Source organism: Pantoea sp. OXWO6B1 (genome assembly GCF_001641135.1).
Classification (GTDB): Bacteria; Pseudomonadota; Gammaproteobacteria; order Enterobacterales; family Enterobacteriaceae; genus Pantoea; species Pantoea allii.
The window spans coordinates 2599915-2622451 of the sequence record NZ_LWLR01000001.1 but is presented as its reverse complement, the minus strand read 5'-3'; the positions used below and the strand labels follow the sequence as shown (position 1 = coordinate 2622451).

General features: G+C 52.7%; 23 protein-coding genes and 1 other annotated feature. Of the genes, 10 read left to right on the top strand and 13 right to left on the bottom strand.

Features of this window, described 5'->3' with window-relative positions; all coding sequences use genetic code 11:
* Positions 1 to 2: 2 nt before the first annotated feature.
* From pheT to A6A26_RS14435, 8 genes are all read right to left on the bottom strand, one after another.
* Complete coding sequence (gene pheT, locus A6A26_RS14465) at positions 3 to 2390, bottom strand: phenylalanine--tRNA ligase subunit beta (RefSeq protein ID WP_063879374.1); 2388 nt, start codon at positions 2388 to 2390, stop codon at positions 3 to 5.
* Positions 2391 to 2404: 14 nt separating this feature from the next.
* A complete protein-coding gene (pheS, locus tag A6A26_RS14460; RefSeq protein WP_063879373.1) occupies positions 2405 to 3388 on the bottom strand; it encodes a phenylalanine--tRNA ligase subunit alpha in 984 nt (327 codons plus the stop codon).
* 72 nt (positions 3389 to 3460) lie between these two features.
* Positions 3461 to 3586: a sequence feature (Phe leader region), on the bottom strand.
* Positions 3537 to 3581, bottom strand: a complete 45-nt coding sequence (gene pheM / locus A6A26_RS25525) for a pheST operon leader peptide PheM (RefSeq protein ID WP_106120997.1) — start codon at positions 3579 to 3581, stop codon at positions 3537 to 3539. (Overlaps the previous feature by 45 nt.)
* A 116-nt stretch (positions 3587 to 3702) precedes the next feature.
* The gene (rplT, locus tag A6A26_RS14455) at positions 3703 to 4059 is read right to left on the bottom strand and encodes a 50S ribosomal protein L20 (protein ID WP_006118956.1); all 357 of its coding nucleotides are present in this window, start codon (positions 4057 to 4059) and stop codon (positions 3703 to 3705) included.
* 43 nt (positions 4060 to 4102) lie between these two features.
* On the bottom strand, positions 4103 to 4300 hold the full coding sequence (gene rpmI, locus A6A26_RS14450; RefSeq protein WP_004157374.1) for a 50S ribosomal protein L35: 198 nt from the start codon (positions 4298 to 4300) through the stop codon (positions 4103 to 4105).
* 100 nt (positions 4301 to 4400) lie between these two features.
* A complete protein-coding gene (infC, locus tag A6A26_RS14445) occupies positions 4401 to 4952 on the bottom strand; it encodes a translation initiation factor IF-3 (RefSeq protein WP_033732471.1) in 552 nt (183 codons plus the stop codon).
* Between the two features lie 3 nt (positions 4953 to 4955).
* Positions 4956 to 6884 carry a threonine--tRNA ligase gene (thrS, locus tag A6A26_RS14440; RefSeq protein WP_063879372.1) on the bottom strand — a complete coding sequence of 643 codons (1929 nt, stop codon included), beginning with the start codon at positions 6882 to 6884 and terminating at the stop codon, positions 4956 to 4958.
* Positions 6885 to 7131: 247 nt separating this feature from the next.
* Positions 7132 to 7893, bottom strand: a complete 762-nt coding sequence (locus tag A6A26_RS14435) for a DUF481 domain-containing protein (RefSeq protein ID WP_063879371.1) — start codon at positions 7891 to 7893, stop codon at positions 7132 to 7134.
* Positions 7894 to 8244: 351 nt separating this feature from the next.
* Here A6A26_RS14435 and ghoS point away from each other — a divergent pair, with 351 nt between their 5' ends.
* The gene (ghoS, locus tag A6A26_RS14430; protein ID WP_063879370.1) at positions 8245 to 8547 is read left to right on the top strand and encodes a type V toxin-antitoxin system endoribonuclease antitoxin GhoS; all 303 of its coding nucleotides are present in this window, start codon (positions 8245 to 8247) and stop codon (positions 8545 to 8547) included.
* Positions 8548 to 8625: 78 nt separating this feature from the next.
* A complete protein-coding gene (locus tag A6A26_RS14425; RefSeq protein WP_063879369.1) occupies positions 8626 to 9519 on the top strand; it encodes a fructosamine kinase family protein in 894 nt (297 codons plus the stop codon).
* A 4-nt stretch (positions 9520 to 9523) separates the two neighbouring features.
* On the opposite strand, the gene A6A26_RS14420 is transcribed toward A6A26_RS14425, so the two are convergent.
* Complete coding sequence (locus A6A26_RS14420) at positions 9524 to 10060, bottom strand: YniB family protein (RefSeq protein WP_063879368.1); 537 nt, start codon at positions 10058 to 10060, stop codon at positions 9524 to 9526.
* 155 nt (positions 10061 to 10215) lie between these two features.
* Between A6A26_RS14420 and hxpB the strand changes: the two genes are divergently transcribed.
* From hxpB to A6A26_RS14400, 4 genes are all read left to right on the top strand, one after another.
* A complete protein-coding gene (hxpB, locus tag A6A26_RS14415; RefSeq protein WP_063879367.1) occupies positions 10216 to 10884 on the top strand; it encodes a hexitol phosphatase HxpB in 669 nt (222 codons plus the stop codon).
* A gap of 132 nt (positions 10885 to 11016) precedes the next feature.
* On the top strand, positions 11017 to 11607 hold the full coding sequence (locus tag A6A26_RS14410; RefSeq protein WP_063881164.1) for a metal-dependent hydrolase: 591 nt from the start codon (positions 11017 to 11019) through the stop codon (positions 11605 to 11607).
* A 151-nt stretch (positions 11608 to 11758) separates the two neighbouring features.
* On the top strand, positions 11759 to 13150 hold the full coding sequence (locus A6A26_RS14405) for an L-cystine transporter (protein ID WP_063879366.1): 1392 nt from the start codon (positions 11759 to 11761) through the stop codon (positions 13148 to 13150).
* A 194-nt stretch (positions 13151 to 13344) separates the two neighbouring features.
* A complete protein-coding gene (locus A6A26_RS14400) occupies positions 13345 to 13743 on the top strand; it encodes a DUF6515 family protein (RefSeq protein WP_063879365.1) in 399 nt (132 codons plus the stop codon).
* 53 nt (positions 13744 to 13796) lie between these two features.
* Here A6A26_RS14400 and osmE read toward each other — a convergent pair whose 3' ends face one another.
* On the bottom strand, positions 13797 to 14132 hold the full coding sequence (gene osmE / locus A6A26_RS14395; RefSeq protein ID WP_063879364.1) for an osmotically-inducible lipoprotein OsmE: 336 nt from the start codon (positions 14130 to 14132) through the stop codon (positions 13797 to 13799).
* A 259-nt stretch (positions 14133 to 14391) separates the two neighbouring features.
* On the opposite strand from osmE, the gene A6A26_RS14390 reads away from it, so the two are divergent.
* Both A6A26_RS14390 and nadE read left to right on the top strand, forming a co-directional pair.
* The gene (locus A6A26_RS14390) at positions 14392 to 15594 is read left to right on the top strand and encodes a multidrug effflux MFS transporter (RefSeq protein WP_063879363.1); all 1203 of its coding nucleotides are present in this window, start codon (positions 14392 to 14394) and stop codon (positions 15592 to 15594) included.
* A 117-nt stretch (positions 15595 to 15711) separates the two neighbouring features.
* Positions 15712 to 16536, top strand: coding sequence for an ammonia-dependent NAD(+) synthetase (gene nadE / locus A6A26_RS14385; protein WP_063879362.1), 825 nt, complete (start codon positions 15712 to 15714; stop codon positions 16534 to 16536).
* 81 nt (positions 16537 to 16617) lie between these two features.
* Here the strand turns inward: nadE and A6A26_RS14380 are convergent, their stop codons facing one another.
* On the bottom strand, positions 16618 to 18273 hold the full coding sequence (locus tag A6A26_RS14380; RefSeq protein ID WP_063879361.1) for a methyl-accepting chemotaxis protein: 1656 nt from the start codon (positions 18271 to 18273) through the stop codon (positions 16618 to 16620).
* A 556-nt stretch (positions 18274 to 18829) separates the two neighbouring features.
* Here A6A26_RS14380 and yddG point away from each other — a divergent pair.
* Positions 18830 to 19717: an aromatic amino acid DMT transporter YddG gene (gene yddG, locus A6A26_RS14375; protein WP_063879360.1), complete on the top strand. Its 888-nt coding sequence runs from the start codon at positions 18830 to 18832 to the stop codon at positions 19715 to 19717.
* A 69-nt stretch (positions 19718 to 19786) separates the two neighbouring features.
* Positions 19787 to 20650, top strand: a complete 864-nt coding sequence (gene cho / locus A6A26_RS14370; protein WP_063879359.1) for an excinuclease Cho — start codon at positions 19787 to 19789, stop codon at positions 20648 to 20650.
* Positions 20651 to 20732: 82 nt separating this feature from the next.
* Here cho and spy read toward each other — a convergent pair whose 3' ends face one another.
* Together spy and astE are read right to left on the bottom strand one after the other, a co-directional pair.
* Entirely contained in the window at positions 20733 to 21224 is a 492-nt protein-coding gene (gene spy / locus A6A26_RS14365) for an ATP-independent periplasmic protein-refolding chaperone Spy (protein WP_063879358.1), read from the bottom strand.
* Positions 21225 to 21506: 282 nt separating this feature from the next.
* The gene (gene astE / locus A6A26_RS14360; protein WP_063879357.1) at positions 21507 to 22502 is read right to left on the bottom strand and encodes a succinylglutamate desuccinylase; all 996 of its coding nucleotides are present in this window, start codon (positions 22500 to 22502) and stop codon (positions 21507 to 21509) included.
* Positions 22503 to 22537 lie beyond the last annotated feature (35 nt).

Here is a 22537-nt window from a genome sequence, read left to right as displayed (position 1 = left end):
GTTCAATCCCTCAAGGTTGCCTGGAATCGCTCTTTTAATGCCGCAACGCATTTGGCAACCGTCGCGGCAATCTCCTCTTCTTCGAGTGTCCGGCTGGTATCCTGCAAAATCAGGCTGATTGCGAGGCTCTTATAGCCCTCGGAAACACCCTTACCTCGGTACACGTCAAACAAGTTTACGCCAACTACCTGATTTACGCCAACTTTCTTACACTCCGCGATGATATCTGCTGCAGGCACGTTTTCGGCCACAACAACAGCGATATCACGACGGTTTGCCGGGAAGCGTGAAATCTCTTGCGCATCAGGCAGGACGCGGTCTGCGACCTTATTCCAAAGTAGTTCAAAGACTAAGGTACGACCGTTGAGATCCAGCTTACGTTCAAGTTCGGGATGAACCACTCCGATAAATCCGATTCGTTCATCGTGTAAATAAATTGCCGCACTTTGTCCAGGATGCAACGCCGGATTCGCTTCAGCGCGGAAGCTAATCACATTCATCTTGCCGGTTAAATCCAGCAGCGACTCTAAATCGCCTTTCAAATCATAGAAGTCAACGGTCTGGCGCGCCAGGTCCCAATGTTCTTCATAGCGGTTGCCACTCAGCACGCCTGCCAGCATCAAATCCTGGCGAATACCGAGATCCGCCTGCGTATCAGGCACAAAGCGCAGGCCGCTCTCAAACAGGCGCACGCGGCTCTGCTGACGGTTCTGGTTATACACCACCGCGCTGAGTAAGCCGGTCCACAGTGACAGACGCATCGTGGACATATCGCTGGAGATCGGGCTTGGCAGCAGCAGTGCCTCTTCACCCGGATGCAGCAACTGCTGCACTTTCGGGTCCACGAAGCTGTAGGTGATCGCTTCCTGATAACCTTTGTCTACCAGCAGCATCTTCGCCCGCTTCAGCGACAGGTTCGCTTCACGGTGCTTCGTCATCACCAGGCCAGCATGGACAGGCACATCCGGGATGTTGTTGTAACCATAAATACGGGCGATCTCTTCCACCAGGTCTTCTTCGATAGCCATATCGAAGCGCCAGGTCGGTGCCACTGCACGCCATTCACCGTTACCTACGCTGACCTGACAGCCCAGGCGCGTTAAAATGTCGGTTACCTGCTCATCGCTGACCACATGACCAATTAACCGATCCAGCTTTTCACGACGCAGCGTGATAGTCGCGGGCTGTGGTAATGCGTCCGCCGACGTCTGATCGATAACCGGCCCCGCTTCACCGCCGCAAATGGTCAGCAGCAACTGGGTGGCGCGCTCCATCGCCTTATGCTGCAGCGCGGCATCCACACCGCGCTCGTAGCGATGGGAGGCATCGGTATGTAAGCCATGGCGACGAGCACGGCCCGCAATCGCCAGGGGTTCAAACCAGGCGCACTCCAGTAAAACATTTTGCGTTTCCGCGTTTACACCGGAATGTTCACCGCCGAAAATGCCGCCCATCGCCAGAGCTTTCTGGTGATCGGCAATAACCAGCGTATCGCTGCTGAGTTTAACCGCGGTGCCATCCAGTAACGTCAGTGCTTCACCGTCTTTCGCCATGCGTACCACGATTCCGCCGTCAATGCGGTCGAGATCGAAAGCGTGCATGGGCTGGCCCAGCTCAAGCAATACATAGTTAGTGATGTCGACCACCGGATCGATAGAGCGAATACCACAACGACGCAGTTTCTCTTTCATCCACAGCGGTGTGGCAGCGGCAACGTTAATGCCTTTAACGACCCGGCCTAAATAACGTGGACAGGCTGCGTTCGCCTCGACATTGATCGGGACAGTATCAGAAATCGTCGCTGCAACCGGCTCAATGGCAGGTGCGTTAAGCGGCAGGCTGTTCAGTACCGCCACATCACGGGCAATACCAATAATTCCCAGGCAGTCGGCGCGGTTAGGCGTGACGCTGATTTCAATGGTGTTGTCGTCCAGCTGCAGGTAGTCACGAATATCTGTGCCAACCGGTGCATCGGCGGGCAATTCGATAATGCCACTGTGATCGTCGGAAATACCCAGCTCCGAGAACGAACACAGCATGCCTTCCGACGGTTCGCCACGCAGCTTGGCCGCTTTAATTTTAAAATCGCCCGGCAGCACAGCACCCACGGTGGCGACCGCAACTTTCAGGCCCTGACGGCAGTTTGGTGCGCCGCAGACGATATCCAGCAGACGATCGCCGCCGGTATTAATTTTGGTCACGCGCAGTTTGTCAGCATTAGGATGCTGACCGCACTCCACGACCTCGCCAACCACAACACCGTGAAACGCGCCCGCGACCGGCTCAACGCCGTCCACTTCCAGGCCGGCCATGGTGATCTGTTCAGATAAGGCTGCACTGTCAAGGGCGGGATTTACCCATTCGCGTAACCAGAGTTCACTGAATTTCATTGGATAACCTGCCCTTACTTAAATTGTTTGAGAAAACGTAAATCATTTTCGAAGAATGCGCGCAAATCGGTCACGCCGTAGCGCAGCATGGTCAGGCGCTCCATGCCCATGCCAAAGGCGAAGCCTGAATAGATTTCCGGATCGATACCGACATTACGCAGGACATTCGGATGTACCATGCCGCAACCCAGCACTTCGAGCCACTTGCCATTTTTACCCATGACATCCACTTCCGCGGACGGTTCGGTAAATGGGAAATAGGAAGGACGGAAACGAATCTGCAAGTCTTCCTCAAAGAAGTTGTTCAGGAAATCGTGCAGCGTGCCCTTCAGGTTGGTGAAGTTGATATTTTTATCAACGATCAGACCTTCCATTTGATGGAACATCGGCGTGTGCGTCTGATCGTAGTCGTTACGATAAACTCGGCCCGGTGCAATAATGCGCAGCGGTGGCTGCTGGTTCTTCATGGTACGGATTTGCACGCCAGAGGTTTGGGTACGCAGCAGACGCGTGGCATCGAACCAGAAGGTGTCATGATCGGCGCGCGCCGGGTGATGGCCTGGGATATTGAGTGCATCGAAGTTATGATAATCGTCTTCAATTTCCGGCCCCGTAACGACCGCAAAGCCCAGTTCGCCAAAAAAGGTTTCAATACGATCGATGGTACGGGTAACCGGATGCAGGCCGCCGTTCTCGATACGACGTCCCGGCAGGGAGACGTCGATGGTTTCTGCCGCCAGACGCGCGTTGAGCACCGCTGACTCCATCTCTTCTTTACGCGCGTTCAGGCGTTCCGTTACCTGCTGTTTGGCTTCGTTAATCACGGCACCTGCGGCAGGACGCTCTTCCGCTGGCAGCTCGCGCAGTGTGGTCATCTGCAGTGTCAGATGCCCTTTCTTCCCCAGATATTCGACGCGCACCGCGTCAAGGGCGGCGATATCGGTCGCCCCATCGATGGCCGCCGTGGCGTTCGCCACCAGTTCTGCTAGTTGGGACATGTTTTCCTCTTTTTCCAGTCAGGCTGGTTAGTACGTGTTGGGACCTGGCGGTCCAATATGCCAGCGCCAAAAACAAAAAAAGCCTCCACGTGGGAGGCTTTCAGCGCGATTTTTCGTTTCTTTTCTTATGCGCAAAAGCCCCTGATTGTCAGGCGCTAAAGTAAAAAAAGAAACGGAAAATAGCAGCATTCATGCTTGCGTTACCTTGTCGTGATTCTCAACGGCACTATTGAAATGCGCAGCGGTGAAAAAGTCAATCTTTTGCTCAGGTTACAGATAATAAAAAAGGGAGCAAGCTCCCTTTTTCAACTGACTTACGCCAGCGCTGATTTCGCTTTTTCTACCAGTGCAGTAAATGCCACTTTGTCGAATACGGCGATGTCGGCCAGGATTTTACGGTCAATTTCAATGGCTGCTTTTTTCAGACCATTGATGAAACGGCTGTAAGACATACCGTTCTGACGCGCCGCTGCGTTGATACGCGCGATCCACAGCTGACGGAACTGACGCTTACGTTGACGACGGTCGCGGTAAGCATACTGACCAGCTTTGATAACAGCCTGGAAGGCAACGCGGTAAACACGTGAACGTGCACCGTAGTAACCTTTAGCTTGTTTTAAGATTTTTTTGTGACGTGCGCGAGCAACTACACCACGTTTTACACGAGCCATTTAGCTCTCCTGTTTAATATTCTGAATTAATTAAAAAATTTACTTATGCGTACGGCAGGCAGGCGATAACCAGACCCAGATCGCCTTTAGACACCATGCCTTTCGGACGCAGGTGACGTTTACGCTTAGTAGATTTTTTAGTCAGAATATGACGCAGGTTTGCGTGTTTACGCTTGAAGCCGCCAGAAGCGGTCTTCTTGAAGCGCTTAGCCGCGCCACGTACAGTTTTAATCTTTGGCATTTTTAAAAATATCCACTTCGCATTGTTGATAACATGACCCAGACAGGCGAACAACAAACCGCGCAACGCAAGCGCTGCGCGGCCATTGCTACTTGAATGCCTACTGTTTCTTCTTAGGAGCGAGCACCATGATCATCTGGCGGCCTTCGATCTTCGAAGGGAAGGATTCGACAATGGCCAAATCCAGATCTTCACACAGGTCTTTACGGACGCGGTTAAGCACTTCCATACCGATCTGCTGGTGCGCCATCTCACGACCGCGGAAACGGAGCGTGATTTTAGCTTTATCGCCATCTTCCAGAAAGCGAATCAGGTTGCGTAGTTTGACCTGATAGTCGCCATCATCGGTTCCAGGACGGAATTTGATTTCCTTAACCTGAATAACTTTTTGCTTCTTCTTCTGTTCCTTAGAAGATTTGCTTTTTTCATAGAGGAACTTGCCGTAATCCATAATTCGGCAGACCGGCGGTTCGGCGTTCGGGCTAATTTCGACTAAGTCGCCACCCGCTTCCTCGGCTTTTTCCAAAGCTTCGCGTAATGTGACAATGCCAATCGGCTCACCATCCATGCCTGTTAAGCGCACTTCGGTCGCGCGGATTTCACTGTTAATTTTGTTCGGACGCGTAGGTAGTACTCGTTTTCCGCCTTTAATACTTTATTCCTCCAATTGTTGAAGATTTCGGCTGCGAACCTCTTGTTGCAACTTCTCAACAAACACATCGACATCCATCGACCCAAGGTCTTTACCACGGCGGGTGCGAACGGCAACTTTGCCAGCTTCCACCTCTTTATCACCGCAGACCAACATATAAGGGACGCGACGTAATGTGTGCTCGCGGATTTTAAAGCCTATCTTCTCATTTCTCAAGTCTGCTTTCACACGAATGCCAGCATTCTGCAATTTACGTGTCAAAGTCTCAACATATTCTGCCTGACCGTCGGTAATATTCATTACCACAGCCTGCATCGGTGCCAGCCAGCTTGGGAAGAAACCCGCGAACTCTTCGGTCAAAATACCGATGAAGCGCTCCATCGATCCCAGAATCGCACGGTGAATCATCACCGGGGTCTGACGATCGTTGTTTTCTCCCACGTAGGTAGCATCCAGTCGTTTAGGCAGGGAAAAGTCTAGCTGAACTGTTCCACACTGCCAGGCACGGTCAAGGCAATCGTATAGTGTAAATTCAATTTTAGGGCCATAAAACGCACCCTCACCCGGCTGATATTCAAACTCAATGTTGTTTTCATTGAGCGCCGCAGCCAGGTCTTCTTCTGCACGATCCCAGGTTTCATCAGAACCGATGCGCTTTTCAGGACGCGTGGACAGTTTCACCACGATCTTTTCAAAGCCAAAGGTGCTGTACATGTCGTAAACCATGCGGATACAGCTGTTAACTTCAGTACGCAGCTGGTCTTCAGTACAGAAAATATGGGCATCATCCTGGGTAAAGCCACGAACACGCATCAGACCGTGCAAAGCACCTGATGGTTCATTACGGTGGCAGCTACCGAACTCAGCCATACGCAGCGGCAAATCGCGATAGGATTTTAACCCCTGGTTAAAAATTTGCACATGCCCCGGGCAGTTCATTGGTTTGATGCAGTACTCACGGTTCTCAGATGAGGTCGTGAACATCGCATCTTTGTAGTTTTCCCAGTGACCCGTTTTTTCCCACAGGACGCGATCCATCATAAACGGACCTTTAACTTCCTGATACTGGTACTCTTTTAGCTTACTACGGACGAACACTTCCAGCTCGCGGAAAATAGTCCAGCCGTCATTATGCCAGAAAACCATGCCCGGCGCTTCTTCCTGCATATGGTAAAGGTCGAGTTGCTTACCAATCTTACGATGGTCGCGCTTCGCCGCCTCTTCCAGACGCTGCAGGTAAGCTGCCAACTGTTTCTTGTCTGCCCATGCTGTACCGTAGATACGCTGCAGCATTTTGTTATCGCTGTCACCGCGCCAGTAAGCACCCGAAATTTTCTGCAGTTTGAAATGATGGCAGAAACGCATATTCGGCACGTGCGGGCCACGGCACATATCGACGTATTCTTCATGATGATAGAGCCCTGGGCGATCATCATGACTGATGTTCTCATCCAGGATGGTGGTCTTATAGACTTCACCGCGCGCAGCAAAGACATCACGCGCTTCCTGCCAGCTGACTTTTTTCTTCACCACATCGTAGTTGGTCTCGGCCAACTGATGCATGCGTTTTTCCAGCAGCTCGATATCTTCCTGCGTCAGGGTACGATCAATATCGACGTCATAATAGAAGCCGTTATCGATAACTGGACCAATCGCCATTTTCGTATCGGGCCACAGTTGCTTAATGGCATGGCCTAACAGATGCGCGCAAGAGTGGCGAATAATCTCAAGACCCGCTTCGTCTTTTGCTGTGATAATGGCAACAGACGCGTCTTCGGTGATGGGATCAACCGCATCAACCAGTTCACCGTTAACCCGTCCAGCGATACAGGCTTTTGCCAGACCGGGACCAATATCAAGCGCGATGTCCATAACGCTGACAGGGCGATCGTACGAACGCTGACTGCCATCAGGAAGCGTAATTACAGGCATAGAATGTCCTTAGTTGCAGTGGTAAGCCACACGAAAGCTTACATACAAAATTGAGTAGTTTTATTGACCTGGCGGTATATCAGACCCACATTGTCGGAATGTCGCCAGGAGTGTAATGCGGTACGGATAATAGCAGTTTTCAGGCGCGAGCAAAACCCATGCGTTTTACGCTAACCCTCAGAGAGATCAAAAAAAAGCGGCCAGGCACTCTGCCAGACCGCGATTGATCAGCCATTGTGAACGCGCATTACATTGCGTAGGACAGCATGACAGAGGTTCGGGTATCGGTATGGTCTGGCGCAGAAGCCGGTGGGTTGTTGTTCCAGGTCACGTTATAAGCCAGTTTCAGGGCAAAGTGATCGTTGATGGCAACCTGCAAACCGGTTTCTGAGTTGACCGTGGTATCTTCGCCCAGTGAACTCAGCACAGATACGCCCTGAATAAACTTGGTCGTATCGGTCAGTTGCCACTGGTAGCTTACCGCACCGTAGGCCAGGCCTTGGGTTTTGTGATCGCCGCCGCGGTAATCGTCGTAACGCACGCCCGGACCGAATTCAGCACGCAGCGAATGCACCGGACCATTCAGAATCTGACGACCGTAACCGGCGGTCAGCACATCACGGGAATCATAGCCGTTGTAACGGTCGCTTAACCAACTCGCCTGACCGAACAGATAGTCATAGGCGCTCATGTTGTAACGGGAACGTGCGCCAACGTTATAGGTTTCAGAAGAGCGCTCATCGTTAGCAGAGGTGTTTGCGGCATTGCCCCACAAGCTGTAGGCCATTGATTCTGTGTACCAGGTCATATTGCTTTGTGCGGTCAATGATGAACTGGTGGTGTTACCACTTTGTGCCAGGTAACCCGCAGAGGCAGAACCTTCAAAAGGCTTTTTAGCCGTGGATGGGTCATCCATTGCGGTAAAGACAGCATTATCGGCCAGCGCCTGGTGACAAAACGCTCCGGCAGAGAGCAAAAGAACAGCAGACAGCTTGTTAAAGGCTTTCATTAAATGTGATCCGTGCGGCAGTTTTAAAAACGAAGATTCTGAAGGGTTTCCCAATGCGATCAATGCAATTTACGGTAACTTTTGTAAAAAAACATGAATTCGCTCAGAACGGCATACATTAGCGTAACGCCGTGCATTCACTGGGCGTTAACCTGATTTCGGCGCGCATTATAGAGCCATTTTTACCAAATGGCATCTGTTCATTTACAAGATTTACATTGGGTTTCTTTCGCATTCCCGCCGTGACTTGCGCACAGATTGATCTGATTTTAAGGCTCATCTCCTTCATTATTCGCCTGTTTTTTCACCATGTACTACGCTGTGTGTTATTTAACCATGTCGAGGTGCAAAATGAGTAACGGGGATTTACACCGCTATGTCGTCACGTTTCATTATCAGGAAAGCGGACTCGCTGACGTTCTGACACTAACCGGCGCGCTGACATCAGGCGGCTTCTCTACCACGTTGATGGATGATAAGGGGAACCCCCACGAGCTTGGCACCAACAGTTTTGGCATTGTCACCACGCTTACCCACGAAGATTTAAAACAGCAAGCCATTGCCGCTGGCGAAAGCGCGCTGGGCCAGAAACCCGACGTTACGTTGACCACGCTTGAAGATTTTCTGCGCGACGCTGCCCGTTCGCCAGAATAGTCTGTGCGCAAGCGCAGATTTTCGAGAGAGGTTACAGGTTACAATCGAACTCAGGCAGCGAATAAAGAGGATAACCCGATGTGGTCAGCCATTAGTCGTCTGTTAAACGAGCCATTTGGTCATGCCGATATTACCCAACGTCTTGAACTTCCCGGTGGGGACGTACATCCTGCCTGGCTGATTCGCTATGGCGACCAGGATGTATTTGTAAAATGTAACAGCCGCGACAAGGTGACGCTTTTCAGTTGGGAAGCCGATCAACTCGCCCTGCTGCGCCGAACGCAGACCGTCCGCGTGCCGGAAGTATACGGCGTCGGCAGCGATCGGGATTACAGTTTCATTCTGCTGGAGTACATCAAGCCTGAGCCTCTCGACGCGCACAGCGCGCATCAGTTAGGACAGCAGCTGGCGCGCCTGCATCAGTGGAGCGAGCAGCCCCAGTTCGGTCTTGATTTTGACAATAACCTGACGACCACGCCACAACCTAACAGCTGGCTACGGCGCTGGTCTGCTTTTTTTGCAGAACAGCGCATCGGCTGGCAGCTGCAAATCGCCGCAGAGAAAGGCATCCTGTATGGCGATGCCGATCTGATTGTCGACTGCGTGCAGCGAACGCTGGCATCACATCATCCCCAACCTTCTCTGCTCCATGGCGATCTGTGGCCCACCAATTGCGCAGCCAGCCAGAGTGGGCCATGGATTTTTGATCCGGCCTGTTACTGGGGAGATCGGGAATGTGACCTGGCCATGCTGAGCTGGTTTAACGATCTGCCCAGAGAAATCTTTGACGGTTATAACCAGACCTGGCCGTTACCGGATGGCTTCTCACAGCGCCAGCCGGTCTATCAGCTTTATTATCTGCTAAATCGGGCGAACGTCTTTGGCGGCAACTGGCTGGGAGCCGCGCAGCTTGCCGTAGGTCAGCTACTGGATGATGATGCACTGGCGGCCGGTCAGGCTAAACCGGCCTGACCGGTTACAGAAAACCCAGCAGAGAAAGCAGGAAATATCCCGCGATGGCAATCACCACCGGCAGAATATAGAGCGGGAAAATCTGCAGGAAAATGGTGTGGCGAGGTACGCGCACCTTCCCTTCTAACTGCTGACGTGTGCGCCCTTCACTGCCCTTAGCCTGTTCAAGAATCATCTGGTCTTCAATGCCTTCCCGCACGTGGCGCGCCTGGCGTCCCATGCGGGAACCTGAAGCTTCCAGCGCCAGACCGACGAAGATCAAAATATAGACAAGCCAGAATCCCAGATTCATCTGTCCGTTAAAGTCCGGCACAGGTGAGTTATGCCAGAAAACGTTCAGGAACGGCGTATTAAAACGAATCATGTCGACCATAACATGAATAAAATCAAGCATAACGGCATCAATGCCAGGCTTCTTTTCACTGTGCTTAAATAAAAAACTCAGCAGTGAGATTATTGTGGATACTAACGCCAGTAAAAAAACTATCCAGCCGACGACACGCTTAAGGATGGCAATGCGGCCAGCCTGTTGATAGGTCATGATATCTCCTGAACCCAAAATCCTGTTAGCCTCTAGTCTACCTGCCCTTAGGGCGTTTTCCCAAAAAAAAGCGCGGGCTGCGCCCGTAATGCCTCTCCTGAGCGAGCCTCCCCCGTTCGTGATAAAGTAGGCCGTCATGTTTACGGGAGAGCCTCATGCCTTACCACCGCCCTGTTTATGCTGCTTTATTTGATATGGATGGATTGCTGATCGATTCGGAACCGCTTTGGGACAGAGCCGAAATGGATATCTTTTCAACCCTGAATCTCGATCTGACGCGCCGCCATGAGCTCCCCGATACGCTGGGGCTGCGCATCGACCAGACCGTGCGCATGTGGTACGAAACCCTGCCCTGGTCAGGGCCGAGCCAGCAAGAAGTGACTCAGCGCATCATCGCCCGTGCGATGGAACTGATCGCCACGCAGCGCCCGCTGCTACCCGGCGTTGAATCCGCACTGACACTGTGCAAACAGCACGGCCTGAAAATCGGCCTTGTCTCGGCTTCGCCACTGTTTATGCTGGAAGGCGTGCTGGAAATGTTCAACCTGCGCCACTATTTTGACGTGCTGTCATCGGCGGAGAATCTGCCCTACAGTAAGCCGCATCCGCAGGTGTATTTACATGCTGCCGACGCGTTGCGTATCGATCCGCTTCACTGTGTCGCCCTGGAAGACTCTGTCAACGGAATGGTCGCGAGCAAAGCGGCGCGCATGCGCGCGGTTGTCGTCCCGGCTGCCGCGCATCAGGACGATGCCCGCTGGTCGCTGGCCGATGTTAAACTCAGCAGCCTGACACAGCTGACGCGCGCACATTTGCTGGGTTAATTGTGGCTACGCTGTAACCTGTTGCACAACCTTAAAAAATTAACGCTTCGTTACAGCGTCACGGGTTCTCATTTACTGGATAAATCCCTATACTGGATGCATCGACAGTTTTTCTTCCAGCCAGGTTTTATCATGACGGCCGAGGGCCATATCTTTTTTGCTGTTGCCAGCGCTATTTTCGCTAAACGGGCCGAACTTACCCCAGTGATGGCGCATGCCGACTGGTGGCATTTGATTCCGGCCACGTTACTGACCTGCCTGCTTCCCGATATCGACCATCCTAAATCCCTGTTAGGACAGCGGCTGCGCTGGCTGTCGCACCCTATTGCGCGGGTGTTTGGCCATCGCGGATTTACCCACAGCCTGCTTGCCGTGGCAGCCAGCCTGTGGTTGTTCCAGATCAACGTGCCGAAAAGCTGGCCTGTCCCGGCGGATGTGTTGCAGGGCATGACGCTCGGTTATCTGAGCCATATTGTGGCTGATATGCTCACCCCCGCCGGCGTTCCCCTGCTCTGGCCCTGCCGCTGGCGTTTTCGCCTGCCAGTGCTTAACAGTCAGAAAGGCAATCAGCTGGAGCGTACGCTTTGTCTTTGCCTGATTGGTTATGCCTTATGGTTCCCGCTGGGGATGCCGTCGTTTGGCGAAAATGGCTGGCCGGCCCAGGTATTTGATACGCTGCAAAACGGCGTCAGTCGTCTCATCTCTGCGCAATCAGAACGCTAAGCCGGGAGCAAAACAGTCCCGGTTATAAGCTATTCCATTTGGATATAAGATTGCGCCATTTCTAACTGTTACCATTTCCGAATACGTATCTTTACGATCACTATCTTTGCCGCTCTCCTACCAGGGAATGCTGCATAACTTCGGAGTTGCTATGGATATTCCTCTTACGCTTAACGTCGTAGCATTTGTCGTGCTGCTGCTTTTATTGTCACGCATGAGCCGCGCAAACTGGAGCCTGTCAAAAAAAGTGCTGACCGGTTTAGTGCTGGGTGTGCTTTTTGGTCTGGCACTACAGCTGATTTACGGCGGCAACAGCGATATCGTTAAAACCTCAATTAGCTGGTTCAACATCGTGGGTAACGGCTATGTACAACTGCTGCAGATGATTGTGATGCCGCTGGTGTTTGTATCCATACTCAGCGCCGTGGCCCGTCTGCACAATGCCTCTTCGCTGGGGAAAATCAGTTTTCTGACTATTGGCGTACTGCTGTTTACGACGGCCATTTCCGCCCTGGTCGGCGTTTTCGTAACCGGTTTGTTTCATCTTAACGCCACCGGCCTGGTACAGGGCGCACAGGAAACCGCTCGCCTGAGCGCGATTCAGAGTAACTACGTCGGTAAAGTCGCCGATCTGACCGTGCCGCAATTAATCCTGTCGTTTATTCCTAAGAATCCGTTTGCTGATTTAACCGGGGCCAGCCCGACCTCGATCATCAGCGTGGTCATTTTCGCCGCCTTCCTTGGCGTCGCTGCCCTGCAGCTCCATAAAGACGATGAGGTTAAAGGCCAGCGCGTCCTGATCGCCATCGATACCCTGCAGTCGTGGGTGATGAAGCTGGTGCGCCTGATTATGAAACTGACACCTTATGGTGTGCTGGCGCTGATGACTAAAGTGGTGGCCGGTTCTAACCTACAGGACATCATTAAGCTGGGCAGCTTTGTGGTGGCGTCCTACTTAGGACTGACCATCATGTTTGTGGTTCATGCCCTGCTCTTATCGGTCAACGGCATCAATCCTATGCGGTTTTTCCGCAAAGTCTGGCCGGTACTGACCTTCGCCTTTACCAGTCGCTCCAGCGCCGCCAGCATTCCGCTGAATGTTGAAGCCCAGACTCGCCGTCTTGGCGTGCCCGAATCGATTGCCAGCTTCTCGGCCTCGTTTGGTGCCACTATTGGACAGAACGGCTGTGCCGGTCTTTATCCGACCATGCTGGCAGTGATGGTGGCCCCAACGGTTGGCATTAACCCTTTTGATCCGCTGTGGATTGCCACGCTGGTCGGTATTGTGACGTTGAGCTCCGCAGGCGTGGCCGGTGTCGGCGGCGGTGCGACCTTTGCTGCCCTGATTGTGCTGCCCGCAATGGGGCTGCCGGTTACCCTGGTGGCACTGTTGATTTCCATTGAGCCCCTGATTGATATGGGCAGAACAGCGCTGAACGTCAATGGTTCCATGACTGCAGGTTCCCTGACCAGCCGCTGGTTGGGCCTGACCAATAAACGCGTTTTAGAACGCAGCGAACACGGTGAATTAGAACACAGTTAATCACTGCAGACCTGGCGCCAGCCGCCAGGTCTTTCCCTTCTTTCTGTCTTATCTTCTCCATTTTTCTCCTTGATTATCGTGGTGCCGTTAAGAAAACGTTAAGCGTGGTAAACGGGCAATAATACAGGGTATTTCTGCTTGTCTTTATGCGGCAAAAAGAGAATTCTGCAGGTAATAACTGCAGGAGAACACTCATGAAAACGGTTATCGCCTCATTACTGGCGTTAGCGATAGTTGCGCCAGCTCACGCTTTTGGTCGTCCCGGTGACTGGGGCCCTGGCCCGCACTGGCGACCCGGCCCAGGCTGGCATGGCCCGGCACCGCGCTGGCACGGTCCCGACCACTTCCACGTTTTGCCACTGGCCGCGACGGCGGTGTTGATCGGTGGATTAACTTACTACCTGCTTAACGGCAGTTATTATCAGCGTCACGGAGAAGAATACGTGGTGGTGGAACCGCCCGTGCAAACCTATGAAAGCGGCATGCGGATTCTGGATTTTAACGGCAGGCGTTTCTACGTGCAGGACGGTCATTATTATCAGCGGGAAATTAACGGCAGCTATATTGAAGTCCCTCGTCCGGCGGGATTATAGGCATAAAAAAACGGCTCGCCTGATGGCGAGCCGTTTCTTGTTAAAGCGGGTAGTTACTGCTTAACCTGCGGGTCAGTATCGTACTCAGCACAGCTCTGGAAGCCATAGTTCATCACGCGACCGGTATCGTTATAGCTAACGAAGTAAGTCTGTGGCTTGCCATCACGCTCGCCAATGACGTAGCTCTGGCAGGTACCACGTGCATGCACCATCGTGATTTCAGTGGCTGCAGGGCCAGCAATCTGACGAACCTGTTCGCGAGTCATGCCTTTTTTGACATCCTTAACCACAGGCTTAGTCACGAAGCTTTCCGCACGATCGTAAGTCGTACAACCAGAGAGCGCAGCCAGCGTCAGCGCTGCAGCGATACATCCCATCACTTTATTCATCTTGTTGTTCCTCGTTTTTTTGTCCATGTGCTGAGAAGCCTGGAACATAAAACGGTTTTTTTCAAGTTAATGACGTACTTAAACTCAATCTGCCCTGAAAGATTTGATAAAATGCGCCGCAATGGCCTTAACGCAGCGGTTATTCAGGCGAATAGTGGCGCTGAGAGGCCTGCCTTAATGGCTAATGGCCCGCGTTTCAAGGCGGGTGAACAACATAAGTGACGTTGTCACCAACAAGCATTCTGGTTCCAGAGGATTAATGACGCTTTCATCACCAAACCGACGGGTTTACGCCATCACCCTGGGATTACTGGCTGCCCTGGGGCCGCTCTGTATTGACCTGTACCTGCCCGCACTGCCGCAACTGGCGCAGGATCTTCAGACCTCGACCTCAACGGCTCAGCTCAGCCTGACTGCCGGGCTACTCGGATTGGGTGCCGGACAGCTGTTTTTCGGGCCAATGAGCGACAAATTTGGTCGACTGCGCCCGCTAACCTTATCCCTGGTGCTGCTGTTTATCGCCTCGATAGGCTGCGCCCTGGCACAGGACATTCACCAACTGTTACTGGCCCGCCTGTGTCAGGGCTTAGCAGGCGCAGGTGGCGCCGTCCTGTCGCGGGCCGTGGCGCGTGACATGTACAGCGGTCATGAACTTACCCGTTTTTTTGCCCTGCTGATGCTGGTCAACGGCCTGGCCCCTATCGGCGCACCGGTATTAGGTGGCGCACTTATGGCCGTGCTGAACTGGCGCGGTATTTTTGTGGTATTGAGCTGCATCGCCGTTTTACTTATCCTGCTGGCGCGCTGGAAGCTGCATGAAAGCCTTCCTGCCGAACGTCGTAGTCAGGGCTCTGTATTTTCAGCCTATGCTGCGCTGGGTCAGGTCATTACCCATCGCCCTTTTATGGGATTTTGCCTCACACAGGGGCTGATGATGTCTGGCATGTTTGCCTACATCGGTGCCTCACCCTTTGTGTTGCAACAACTTTACGGCTTGTCTCCGCAGGCGTTCAGCTTCTGCTTTGCCGCAAACGGTATTGGACTAATCATCGCCTCACAGACCAGCGCCCGGCTCTGCCCACTGTGGGGAGAGTACCGCGTATTGAAAGGCGGTCTGACGCTGGCCTGTGTCGCATCGAGTGCGTTGCTGATTGCCGGGCTCAGCCATGCGCCTCTGCCGTTGGTGCTACTCGCCCTGTTCTTTACCATTGCCAGTAACGGGGTGATTGCCACGACGGCGTCGTCGCTGGCGATGCAAAGTCAGGGACAGCGCGCTGGCAGCGCATCGGCGGTGATTGGCGTCACCGGGTTTACCCTGGGCGCTATTGCCGTGCCGGTAACAGGCATTGGCGGGACATCAGTAATCAGTATGACGCTGACGATTTTTGGCTGCTACATGCTGGCTATACTGACGTTTACCGTTCTGGCGAAAAAACCCGCAGCCGAAGTAAAAAGCGTCTGATTCTGCCCGTCTCAATAAAAACAGCGGTCGCTTTGGCTTGTTGTTTCCCGGGATGCGCGTTAGCTTTAAAACATGCTTTGTATTGTGCCAACGGGCTACAGACTTAAGGAGATGTTGATGTCACTGCAGCAGGAAATCATTACCGCACTTGGCGTTAAGCCGACTATCGATCCACACCAGGAGATCCGTACCAGCGTTGATTTCCTTAAAGCCTACTTAACGCGCCACAGCGGCCTTAAGGCGTTGGTACTCGGTATCAGCGGCGGACAAGATTCCACCCTGACCGGCAAGCTGGCTCAGATGGCGATAACGGAGCTTCGGCAGGAAACAGGCGATAACGACTACACCTTTATCGCGGTGCGTTTACCTTACGGCGTACAGGCAGATGAGCAGGATTGTCAGGACGCTCTGGCCTTTATCCAGCCGGATCGTTCGCTGGTGATCAATATCAAAGAAGCGGTGCTGGCCAGCGAGCGGGCGCTGAAAGAAGCGGGGATCGTGCTGTCCGATTTCGTGCGGGGTAATGAAAAAGCCCGCGAACGGATGAAAGCCCAGTACAGCATTGCCGGTATGTCCAAAGGTGTGGTGGTCGGTACCGACCACGGCGCAGAAGCGGTAACCGGCTTCTTCACCAAATATGGTGATGGCGGCAGTGACATTAACCCTATCTTCCGCCTGAATAAACGTCAGGGAAAACAGTTACTGAAAACGCTGGGCTGCCCTGAACATCTTTATCTGAAGAAACCCACGGCCGACCTGGAAGATGATCGCCCTGGCCTGCAGGATGAAGTCGCGCTGGGTGTCACCTACGATATGATCGATGACTATCTGGAAGGCAAAACCATCGCGCCGGACAGCGCGAAGATTATTGAAGGCTGGTATCTGAAAACCGAGCATAAGCGTCGTCCGCCTATCACTGTTTTCGACGACTTTTGGAAATAACGCCCTATAGCCTTTATCCGGCTTTAACATCGCGCCCGGTCAGCTCAGTGGCCGGGCGCGACTGCGTGATACGTCCCCCGATCAAAAACGCTGCCAGTCAGCTTCACCCGCCGCTGCCATCGGGCTGCGGACAGGCATCTGAATACGGTCTGCACGTCCGATCATGCTGCTTTGGATCGGTGCCTGGCGCTGCGTTTTGGCGAGCGTGAAGGTCGCAACCAACTGGTTAAGGGTTGAGGCCTGATCAATTAATGAACGGGATGCAGAAGATGCTTCTTCAACCAGAGAGGCATTTTGCTGCGTCACATCATCCATCTGGTTTACGGCCAGGTGCACCTGATTAATTCCCTGCGACTGTTCGTTTGCAGCAACCGAAATCTCATCGACCAAATCGGTCACCTGACGGACCGCGTCTGTCATGCGCGTAATATTATTACCCACGCCCTCGGCCTGGTTCGAGCCAGCTTCTACATGGAGCATAGAAGCTTCAATAAGCGCTTTGATCTCCCTGGCAGAAGAAGACGATCGCTGAGCCAGGTTGCGCACCTCGCCAGCGACCACGGCAAAACCGCGCCCTTGTTCACCTGCCCGCGCCGCTTCAACCGCCGCGTTAAGCGCCAGGATATTGGTCTGGAATGCAATACCTTCAATCAACGCAATGATATCAGTAATTTTTGTCGAGCTCGTCCGGATATCACCCATGGTCATCAGCATCGCCTTCACGCGTGACGCACTGTCTTCAGATATATCACGCGCGTTTTGGGCAAGCTGGCTGGCAAGTCGCGTATTTTCTGCCGTCTGACGCACTGTTTCACTCAACTCAGACATGCTGGCAGCCGTCTGCTCCAGGGAGGCAGCCTGCTCTTCCGTACGAGATGAGAGATCTTCGTTGCCTGCAGAAATCTGTGCGGAAGCCGTACTGACCGACTGAGCCGCGCTTTCTACTGCGCTGAGGGACAGTGCAACATTTTCCACCAAATGATTAAATGCCTTTGCCGTCAGACCGATTTCATCTCCGCGAGAGTCATCTGCACGTAATGTCAGATCCAGATTTCCGCTCGCGGTTTCCATTGTGTGGCGCATGGTGTTGAGCTGACGACGAATAGCAAAAATTGTTTTAAGCGTAAAAAAGCCTAACAGCAATATGGCTGAAACAGAACCGGCAATCAGAATGAGTAAAGTATGACGATAGGTGCTGTCATTCTCTTTACGAAGTTGATTACCAATATCCACATTCAGTTGCAGCTGTTTCTGATAATCGTCAATCAGCTGTCGTGTTAGCGCACCAATACCGCTATTACCCTGTAGCATCGACAAAGAAATCGCGTCGTTCTGTGCGCGTGAGGCCGTGAGAAAAGCAGGCAGATCCGCCTCAATCTTTTTAATGGTGACAAATGCCTTTTCGGTCATCTGTCGATCTTCCTCACTGGAAATATCATTCTTAAGGTAATTCCGGTTGAGCATCGAAATATGGTTTAAGACGCCCTTGATTTCTTTCTCAATTTGCATCTGCTTAGCGGGATCGGTCATGCTCTGATGATGATAGAGCGCGATGATAATGGCATTGCTACCGTCAACCATTTTGGCGATATCAGTAATAGAAGGAATGGTATTTTCCTGCACATACTGGAAACGGTACTGAAAACCGTCCGCTACGGAAACCGCCACGATAACCATGGCTATCAGCGCCATGCAAAGAAGGGAAAAGGTCAGTAAAAGCCGCTGTGTTATAGTCATATTTTTCACCTGGTTCTTATTAAAAAGTTAATTCGTCTGAAAATTTCAGACGCAGACCTTAACTATCGACATAAAAATGTGATAACAGCGCCAAAAACAAGCATTGTTTATTAAGCATTTAACGTTGATTAATTTCTAAAAAAACAACAACTTATCATTATAATAATGTATAAAAAAACACATCCTTACTCACTGCAATAAATCGCTAACTAATCCTTAACACTTCACTCTGTTCCACCGCATGTGGGTGGAAAGCCATAAGACGTAATACTGTGGGCATCCCCCTTTGCCTACGCGTGGCTGATAAGCTTGCGAGGCTCGTCAACAGAGGTAAAGCCCTGACAGGTTGGATTGCGGTCGGTAAAGGGCGTTAAGCAACCTGATGATCAGGCCTTTCATGAGGTGCGTTGAGGGAAAAACGTTGCTCAGCACACAGACCATTACAGCAAACTCAGCCTCTACCCAGACGGAATACCTGATGGACAGGGTACAGGCTTACCGTTAGCATATTTCGCGCTCGCTGCCCGCTGGCGGCTCTTTTAGACATTGAGTTTCCATGCCTGCTAACTTACCACGCGCGACCTTAGTCGGTTTGAGCGCGATTTTGCTCTGGAGCACCACTATCGGCCTGCTGCGCAGCGTCAGCGAGGCATTTGGCCCGACTGGTGGTGCCGCGCTTATCTACTCCACCACGGCTGTTTTGCTGTGCCTCACACGCGGCGTTCCCAACCCACGTAACATGCCGGGCCGCTATCTGCTTACAGGCGGCGTGCTGTTTGTCGGGTATGAAATTTGCCTGGCGCTGGCGGTCGGCCTTGCCCGCGATCGTCACCAGTCGCTGGAGATGGGGATGATCAACTATCTTTGGCCCTGCCTGACAATCGTGCTGGCGATTCCGTTTAACCAGCAGCGTTTTCGCCTGTGGCTGTGGCCCGGACTGCTGCTTTCCCTCTGCGGTATTATCTGGGTGATGAAAGGCGCTAACGGGAATGTGACAGGTAAGATGGCGCAGAATATTGCCAGCAATCCAACAGCCTACCTGCTGGCGTTTATCGCGGCGATTGCGTGGGCGCTCTACAACAACATCACGCGCCGCTATGCTCGCGGCAGCAACGGTGTCACCCTGTTTTTTATGGTGACGGCCCTGGCGCTATGGCTCAAATTCGTGTTGTTCACGCAGCATGAAACGCTGCAATTTAGCGTGACCGCTGCAGCAGAAGTGCTGTTTATGGGTGCGTCAACGGCGGTTGCCTACTCTGCCTGGAATTACGGCATCCAGCATGGCAACCTGACGCTGTTGGCGACGGCATCTTATTTCACGCCGGTACTCTCGGCGTTGCTGGCCTCGCTATGGCTGGGGCTGACGCCACCGATAAGCTTCTGGCAAGGCGTTGCTATGATCACCGCTGGCTCTCTGATTTGCTGGCTGGCGACAAGGCGTTGATGAATCTCTGACTGGCGAACCTTTAACCTGCCTGTTACACTGTATGGACAACCAGTACAGGAGTCCGTTTTGGTCAGACGTGCAGCCACTCATCGCCTCGAATTTGACGCGGCAACCATTTATGAATACCCGGAACATTTGCGTGAATGGCTCGAAGGCCTGCCAAATCAGCCCGGCGTTTATACTTTTCATGGCGACAGCGATACCTTGCCGCTTTACATCGGCAAAAGCGTTAATCTGCGTTCGCGCGTGATGTCCCATTTTCGTACACCCGATGAAGCAAAAATGTTACGCCAGTCGCGGCGCGTCAGCTGGATTCCCACAGCAGGCGATCTCGGTGCGCTGCTGCTGGAAGCGCAAATGATCAAAACGCAGCAGCCCCTGTTTAATAAACGCCTGCGCAAAAATCGTCAGCTTTGTTCTCTGCAAATTACCGCAGAGGGTAAACCGGAAGTGGTGTATGCCCGTGACGTCGATTTCAGCCAGTCGCCGAACCTGTTTGGTCTTTACCGCAGCCGTTTTGCCGCGCTGGAACGTCTTAAGCAGCTTGCCGATGAATATCAGCTGTGCCACGGCTTGTTAGGGCTGGAAGCGTTGAGTGCCAACCGGGGCTGCTTTCGTTCTGCCCTGCGCCGCTGCGCCGGTGCCTGCTGTGGCAAGGAACCTGTGAGCGATCATCAGGACCGACTGCTCGCCGCGCTGGAAAACGTCCGGGTATTCTGCTGGCCATGGCAAGGTGCGGTGGCACTGGTGGAAGAAGGTAAACACCTGACGCAAATCCACGTTATCGATCACTGGTTCTATCTGGGTTCCGTGCAAACGATGGACGAGGCAAAGTCCCTTAAACGCGGCAAAGGCGGGTTCGATCACGACGGCTACAAAATTCTCTGCAGTCCGGTATTGTCTGGCCATTACCCCATTATTCCCCTTTAGAATAAAAAAAACCGCCGACACTGCCCACGCCAGGTGGACAAGGTCGGCGGTCTTCAACCGTCTTTACTGATTAACGTGCGGCTTATTGAGCGGGTGCAGGTGCAGGCGCCATCTTGCCGTGCATCGGACGTTTTTCAGTCAGGTGCTTTTCAAAATTCGCGTTGTACTGTTTTTTCTGCTCCGGCGTCAGCACGTTATACAGTTTATTTTGGGTTTCCATCATGGTCACCGCGTTGGCTTTGGCATTCGCGGTCATTTTATCTGCCTGCGCTTCAGCCTGGGCTTTGTCGAAGCTGTCAGAGGCGATGATGGCGTGCGTCGCACGACGTTCATCCTGTGATGGGCGCTGCATTTCATCGCGACGCTCTTTCATAATTTCATGCATTTTGGTTTTCTGGTCTGGGGTCAGATTCAGCCCGCCAAACATCATATCCATACCGTGACGCATCGGTTTATGCATCGGCTTTTCCGTGCCTGCCGGTGGTGGTGTCAGATTATCGGCTTCAGCATGAACAACCGTTGCCGCGCCGAATGCCAGAGTTGAAGCCAGTAACAGAGAAGTTAATTTACGCATAACAGTGTCCTTTTTATTCACTTGTTCAGTTTCGTAACGACAGCACTCTGTCGCGTCTTCGGAAACAAGCATACGACGTTGAACGTCAATTACTGCGAGCGAGAGTAAAAGCGTGAAAGCGCAAAAGCCACAATTCAGGCAATCATGGAGGGATTAAGAAGAAAGGCGTCAGAAATTGAAAAAGAGTATGAATAATCAGGAGATTTCGGATAAATCGTGGAGAATTGTAATGCCTTTAGCAGTAAAGCGGAAGGTGTCTTCCGCTATTTTGTATCGATGACGTCAAAGGGGCAAAGCCTGGGTTTGCTCACTCTCTTCAATCAGCATGAGTCCAGCCCGCAACCCCAGAGCCACACGGGGATTGGGGAACAACACATATTCCCGCGCCTGCTGCACGAAATAGCGCCTTTCCCCGTCTTCCGCTAGCAAAGCGCCCTGCGGAAAAGCGGTAAAGTTCTTGGTGTCGTCGCTCATATGAAGCTGAAACTTTTCACTGTGGCGGGTGATCTGCTGACTGACCCGATAGCGGCGCGGAACAGATTGCGCTTCCGGCAAGGGCTCGCCATACAGCAATGCTGCCAGTGCCTGAGAGACAGCGCTGAACTGCGCCAAATCGTTTTCGCCAAAAGGTCGCGCCTGACCCAGCTCCAGGGTACAGCTGGCTGCACCAAAGTGTTCACAGCTAAAATGGGTAAAGGTGCCCGCGGGCGAACGGTGAAAGACCAGCGCCTCAAGCCCGGCAACCGCCAGCCAGTGCAAAAAGGGCTCTGGCCATGGCCGATCATTCAGCGGCATTACGCCAAAACGCGTGTGGTAAGAGCCGCGCAGCGCCGTGTGCATATCCAGGTGCCAGCGGGTTTCATCGCACTCACCCAGTTGCCAGAAGTTCTCCAGCATCTGTTCCAGACGGAGAACCCGGCGCGCTTCATCACCGTCGTCAATCTGCTGCCAGCGACCGCCAAACAGCCGGTTGATGTCATATCCCACATAGCGTTTTCCCGCACGCAGCGCTGAAGGATTACCTAATACCACCAGCATTCGCTGCTGAAGTGGCTTTTCGCCCTGAAGTAAAGGCGTAATAAGCTGGTTAAGGATTTCTACCGGGGCGGTTTCATTACCGTGAATCCCTGCCGAAAGTACCAACGCCTGTTTCACAGGCGTCTTTGGCTCCATGAGCAGAATACCGTGATACAACCACTGCCAGCGAAGATGCGCTGTCTCACCTCTACGCATACGCGGTGCGTCACCAGACAGCGTCTGCTGTAAAAAGTCCTGCATCGTTCCTCCTAAGACCGGAAGCAGGCAGCCCTCAT

Excerpts from the sequence above, each read along its gene's own strand:
- pheT (WP_063879374.1), bottom strand. The coding sequence starts at position 2,390 with ATGAAATTCAGTGAACTCTGGTTACGCGAATGGGTAAATCCCGCCCTT.
- pheS (WP_063879373.1), bottom strand. The coding sequence starts at position 3,388 with ATGTCCCAACTAGCAGAACTGGTGGCGAACGCCACGGCGGCCATCGAT.
- rplT (WP_006118956.1), bottom strand. The coding sequence starts at position 4,059 with ATGGCTCGTGTAAAACGTGGTGTAGTTGCTCGCGCACGTCACAAAAAA.
- rpmI (WP_004157374.1), bottom strand. The coding sequence starts at position 4,300 with ATGCCAAAGATTAAAACTGTACGTGGCGCGGCTAAGCGCTTCAAGAAG.
- thrS (WP_063879372.1), bottom strand. The coding sequence starts at position 6,884 with ATGCCTGTAATTACGCTTCCTGATGGCAGTCAGCGTTCGTACGATCGC.
- A6A26_RS14435 (WP_063879371.1), bottom strand. The coding sequence starts at position 7,893 with ATGAAAGCCTTTAACAAGCTGTCTGCTGTTCTTTTGCTCTCTGCCGGA.
- ghoS (WP_063879370.1), top strand. The coding sequence starts at position 8,245 with ATGAGTAACGGGGATTTACACCGCTATGTCGTCACGTTTCATTATCAG.
- A6A26_RS14425 (WP_063879369.1), top strand. The coding sequence starts at position 8,626 with ATGTGGTCAGCCATTAGTCGTCTGTTAAACGAGCCATTTGGTCATGCC.
- A6A26_RS14420 (WP_063879368.1), bottom strand. The coding sequence starts at position 10,060 with ATGACCTATCAACAGGCTGGCCGCATTGCCATCCTTAAGCGTGTCGTC.
- hxpB (WP_063879367.1), top strand. The coding sequence starts at position 10,216 with ATGCCTTACCACCGCCCTGTTTATGCTGCTTTATTTGATATGGATGGA.
- A6A26_RS14410 (WP_063881164.1), top strand. The coding sequence starts at position 11,017 with ATGACGGCCGAGGGCCATATCTTTTTTGCTGTTGCCAGCGCTATTTTC.
- A6A26_RS14405 (WP_063879366.1), top strand. The coding sequence starts at position 11,759 with ATGGATATTCCTCTTACGCTTAACGTCGTAGCATTTGTCGTGCTGCTG.
- A6A26_RS14400 (WP_063879365.1), top strand. The coding sequence starts at position 13,345 with ATGAAAACGGTTATCGCCTCATTACTGGCGTTAGCGATAGTTGCGCCA.
- osmE (WP_063879364.1), bottom strand. The coding sequence starts at position 14,132 with ATGAATAAAGTGATGGGATGTATCGCTGCAGCGCTGACGCTGGCTGCG.
- A6A26_RS14390 (WP_063879363.1), top strand. The coding sequence starts at position 14,392 with ATGACGCTTTCATCACCAAACCGACGGGTTTACGCCATCACCCTGGGA.
- nadE (WP_063879362.1), top strand. The coding sequence starts at position 15,712 with ATGTCACTGCAGCAGGAAATCATTACCGCACTTGGCGTTAAGCCGACT.
- A6A26_RS14380 (WP_063879361.1), bottom strand. The coding sequence starts at position 18,273 with ATGACTATAACACAGCGGCTTTTACTGACCTTTTCCCTTCTTTGCATG.
- yddG (WP_063879360.1), top strand. The coding sequence starts at position 18,830 with ATGCCTGCTAACTTACCACGCGCGACCTTAGTCGGTTTGAGCGCGATT.
- spy (WP_063879358.1), bottom strand. The coding sequence starts at position 21,224 with ATGCGTAAATTAACTTCTCTGTTACTGGCTTCAACTCTGGCATTCGGC.
- astE (WP_063879357.1), bottom strand. The coding sequence starts at position 22,502 with ATGCAGGACTTTTTACAGCAGACGCTGTCTGGTGACGCACCGCGTATG.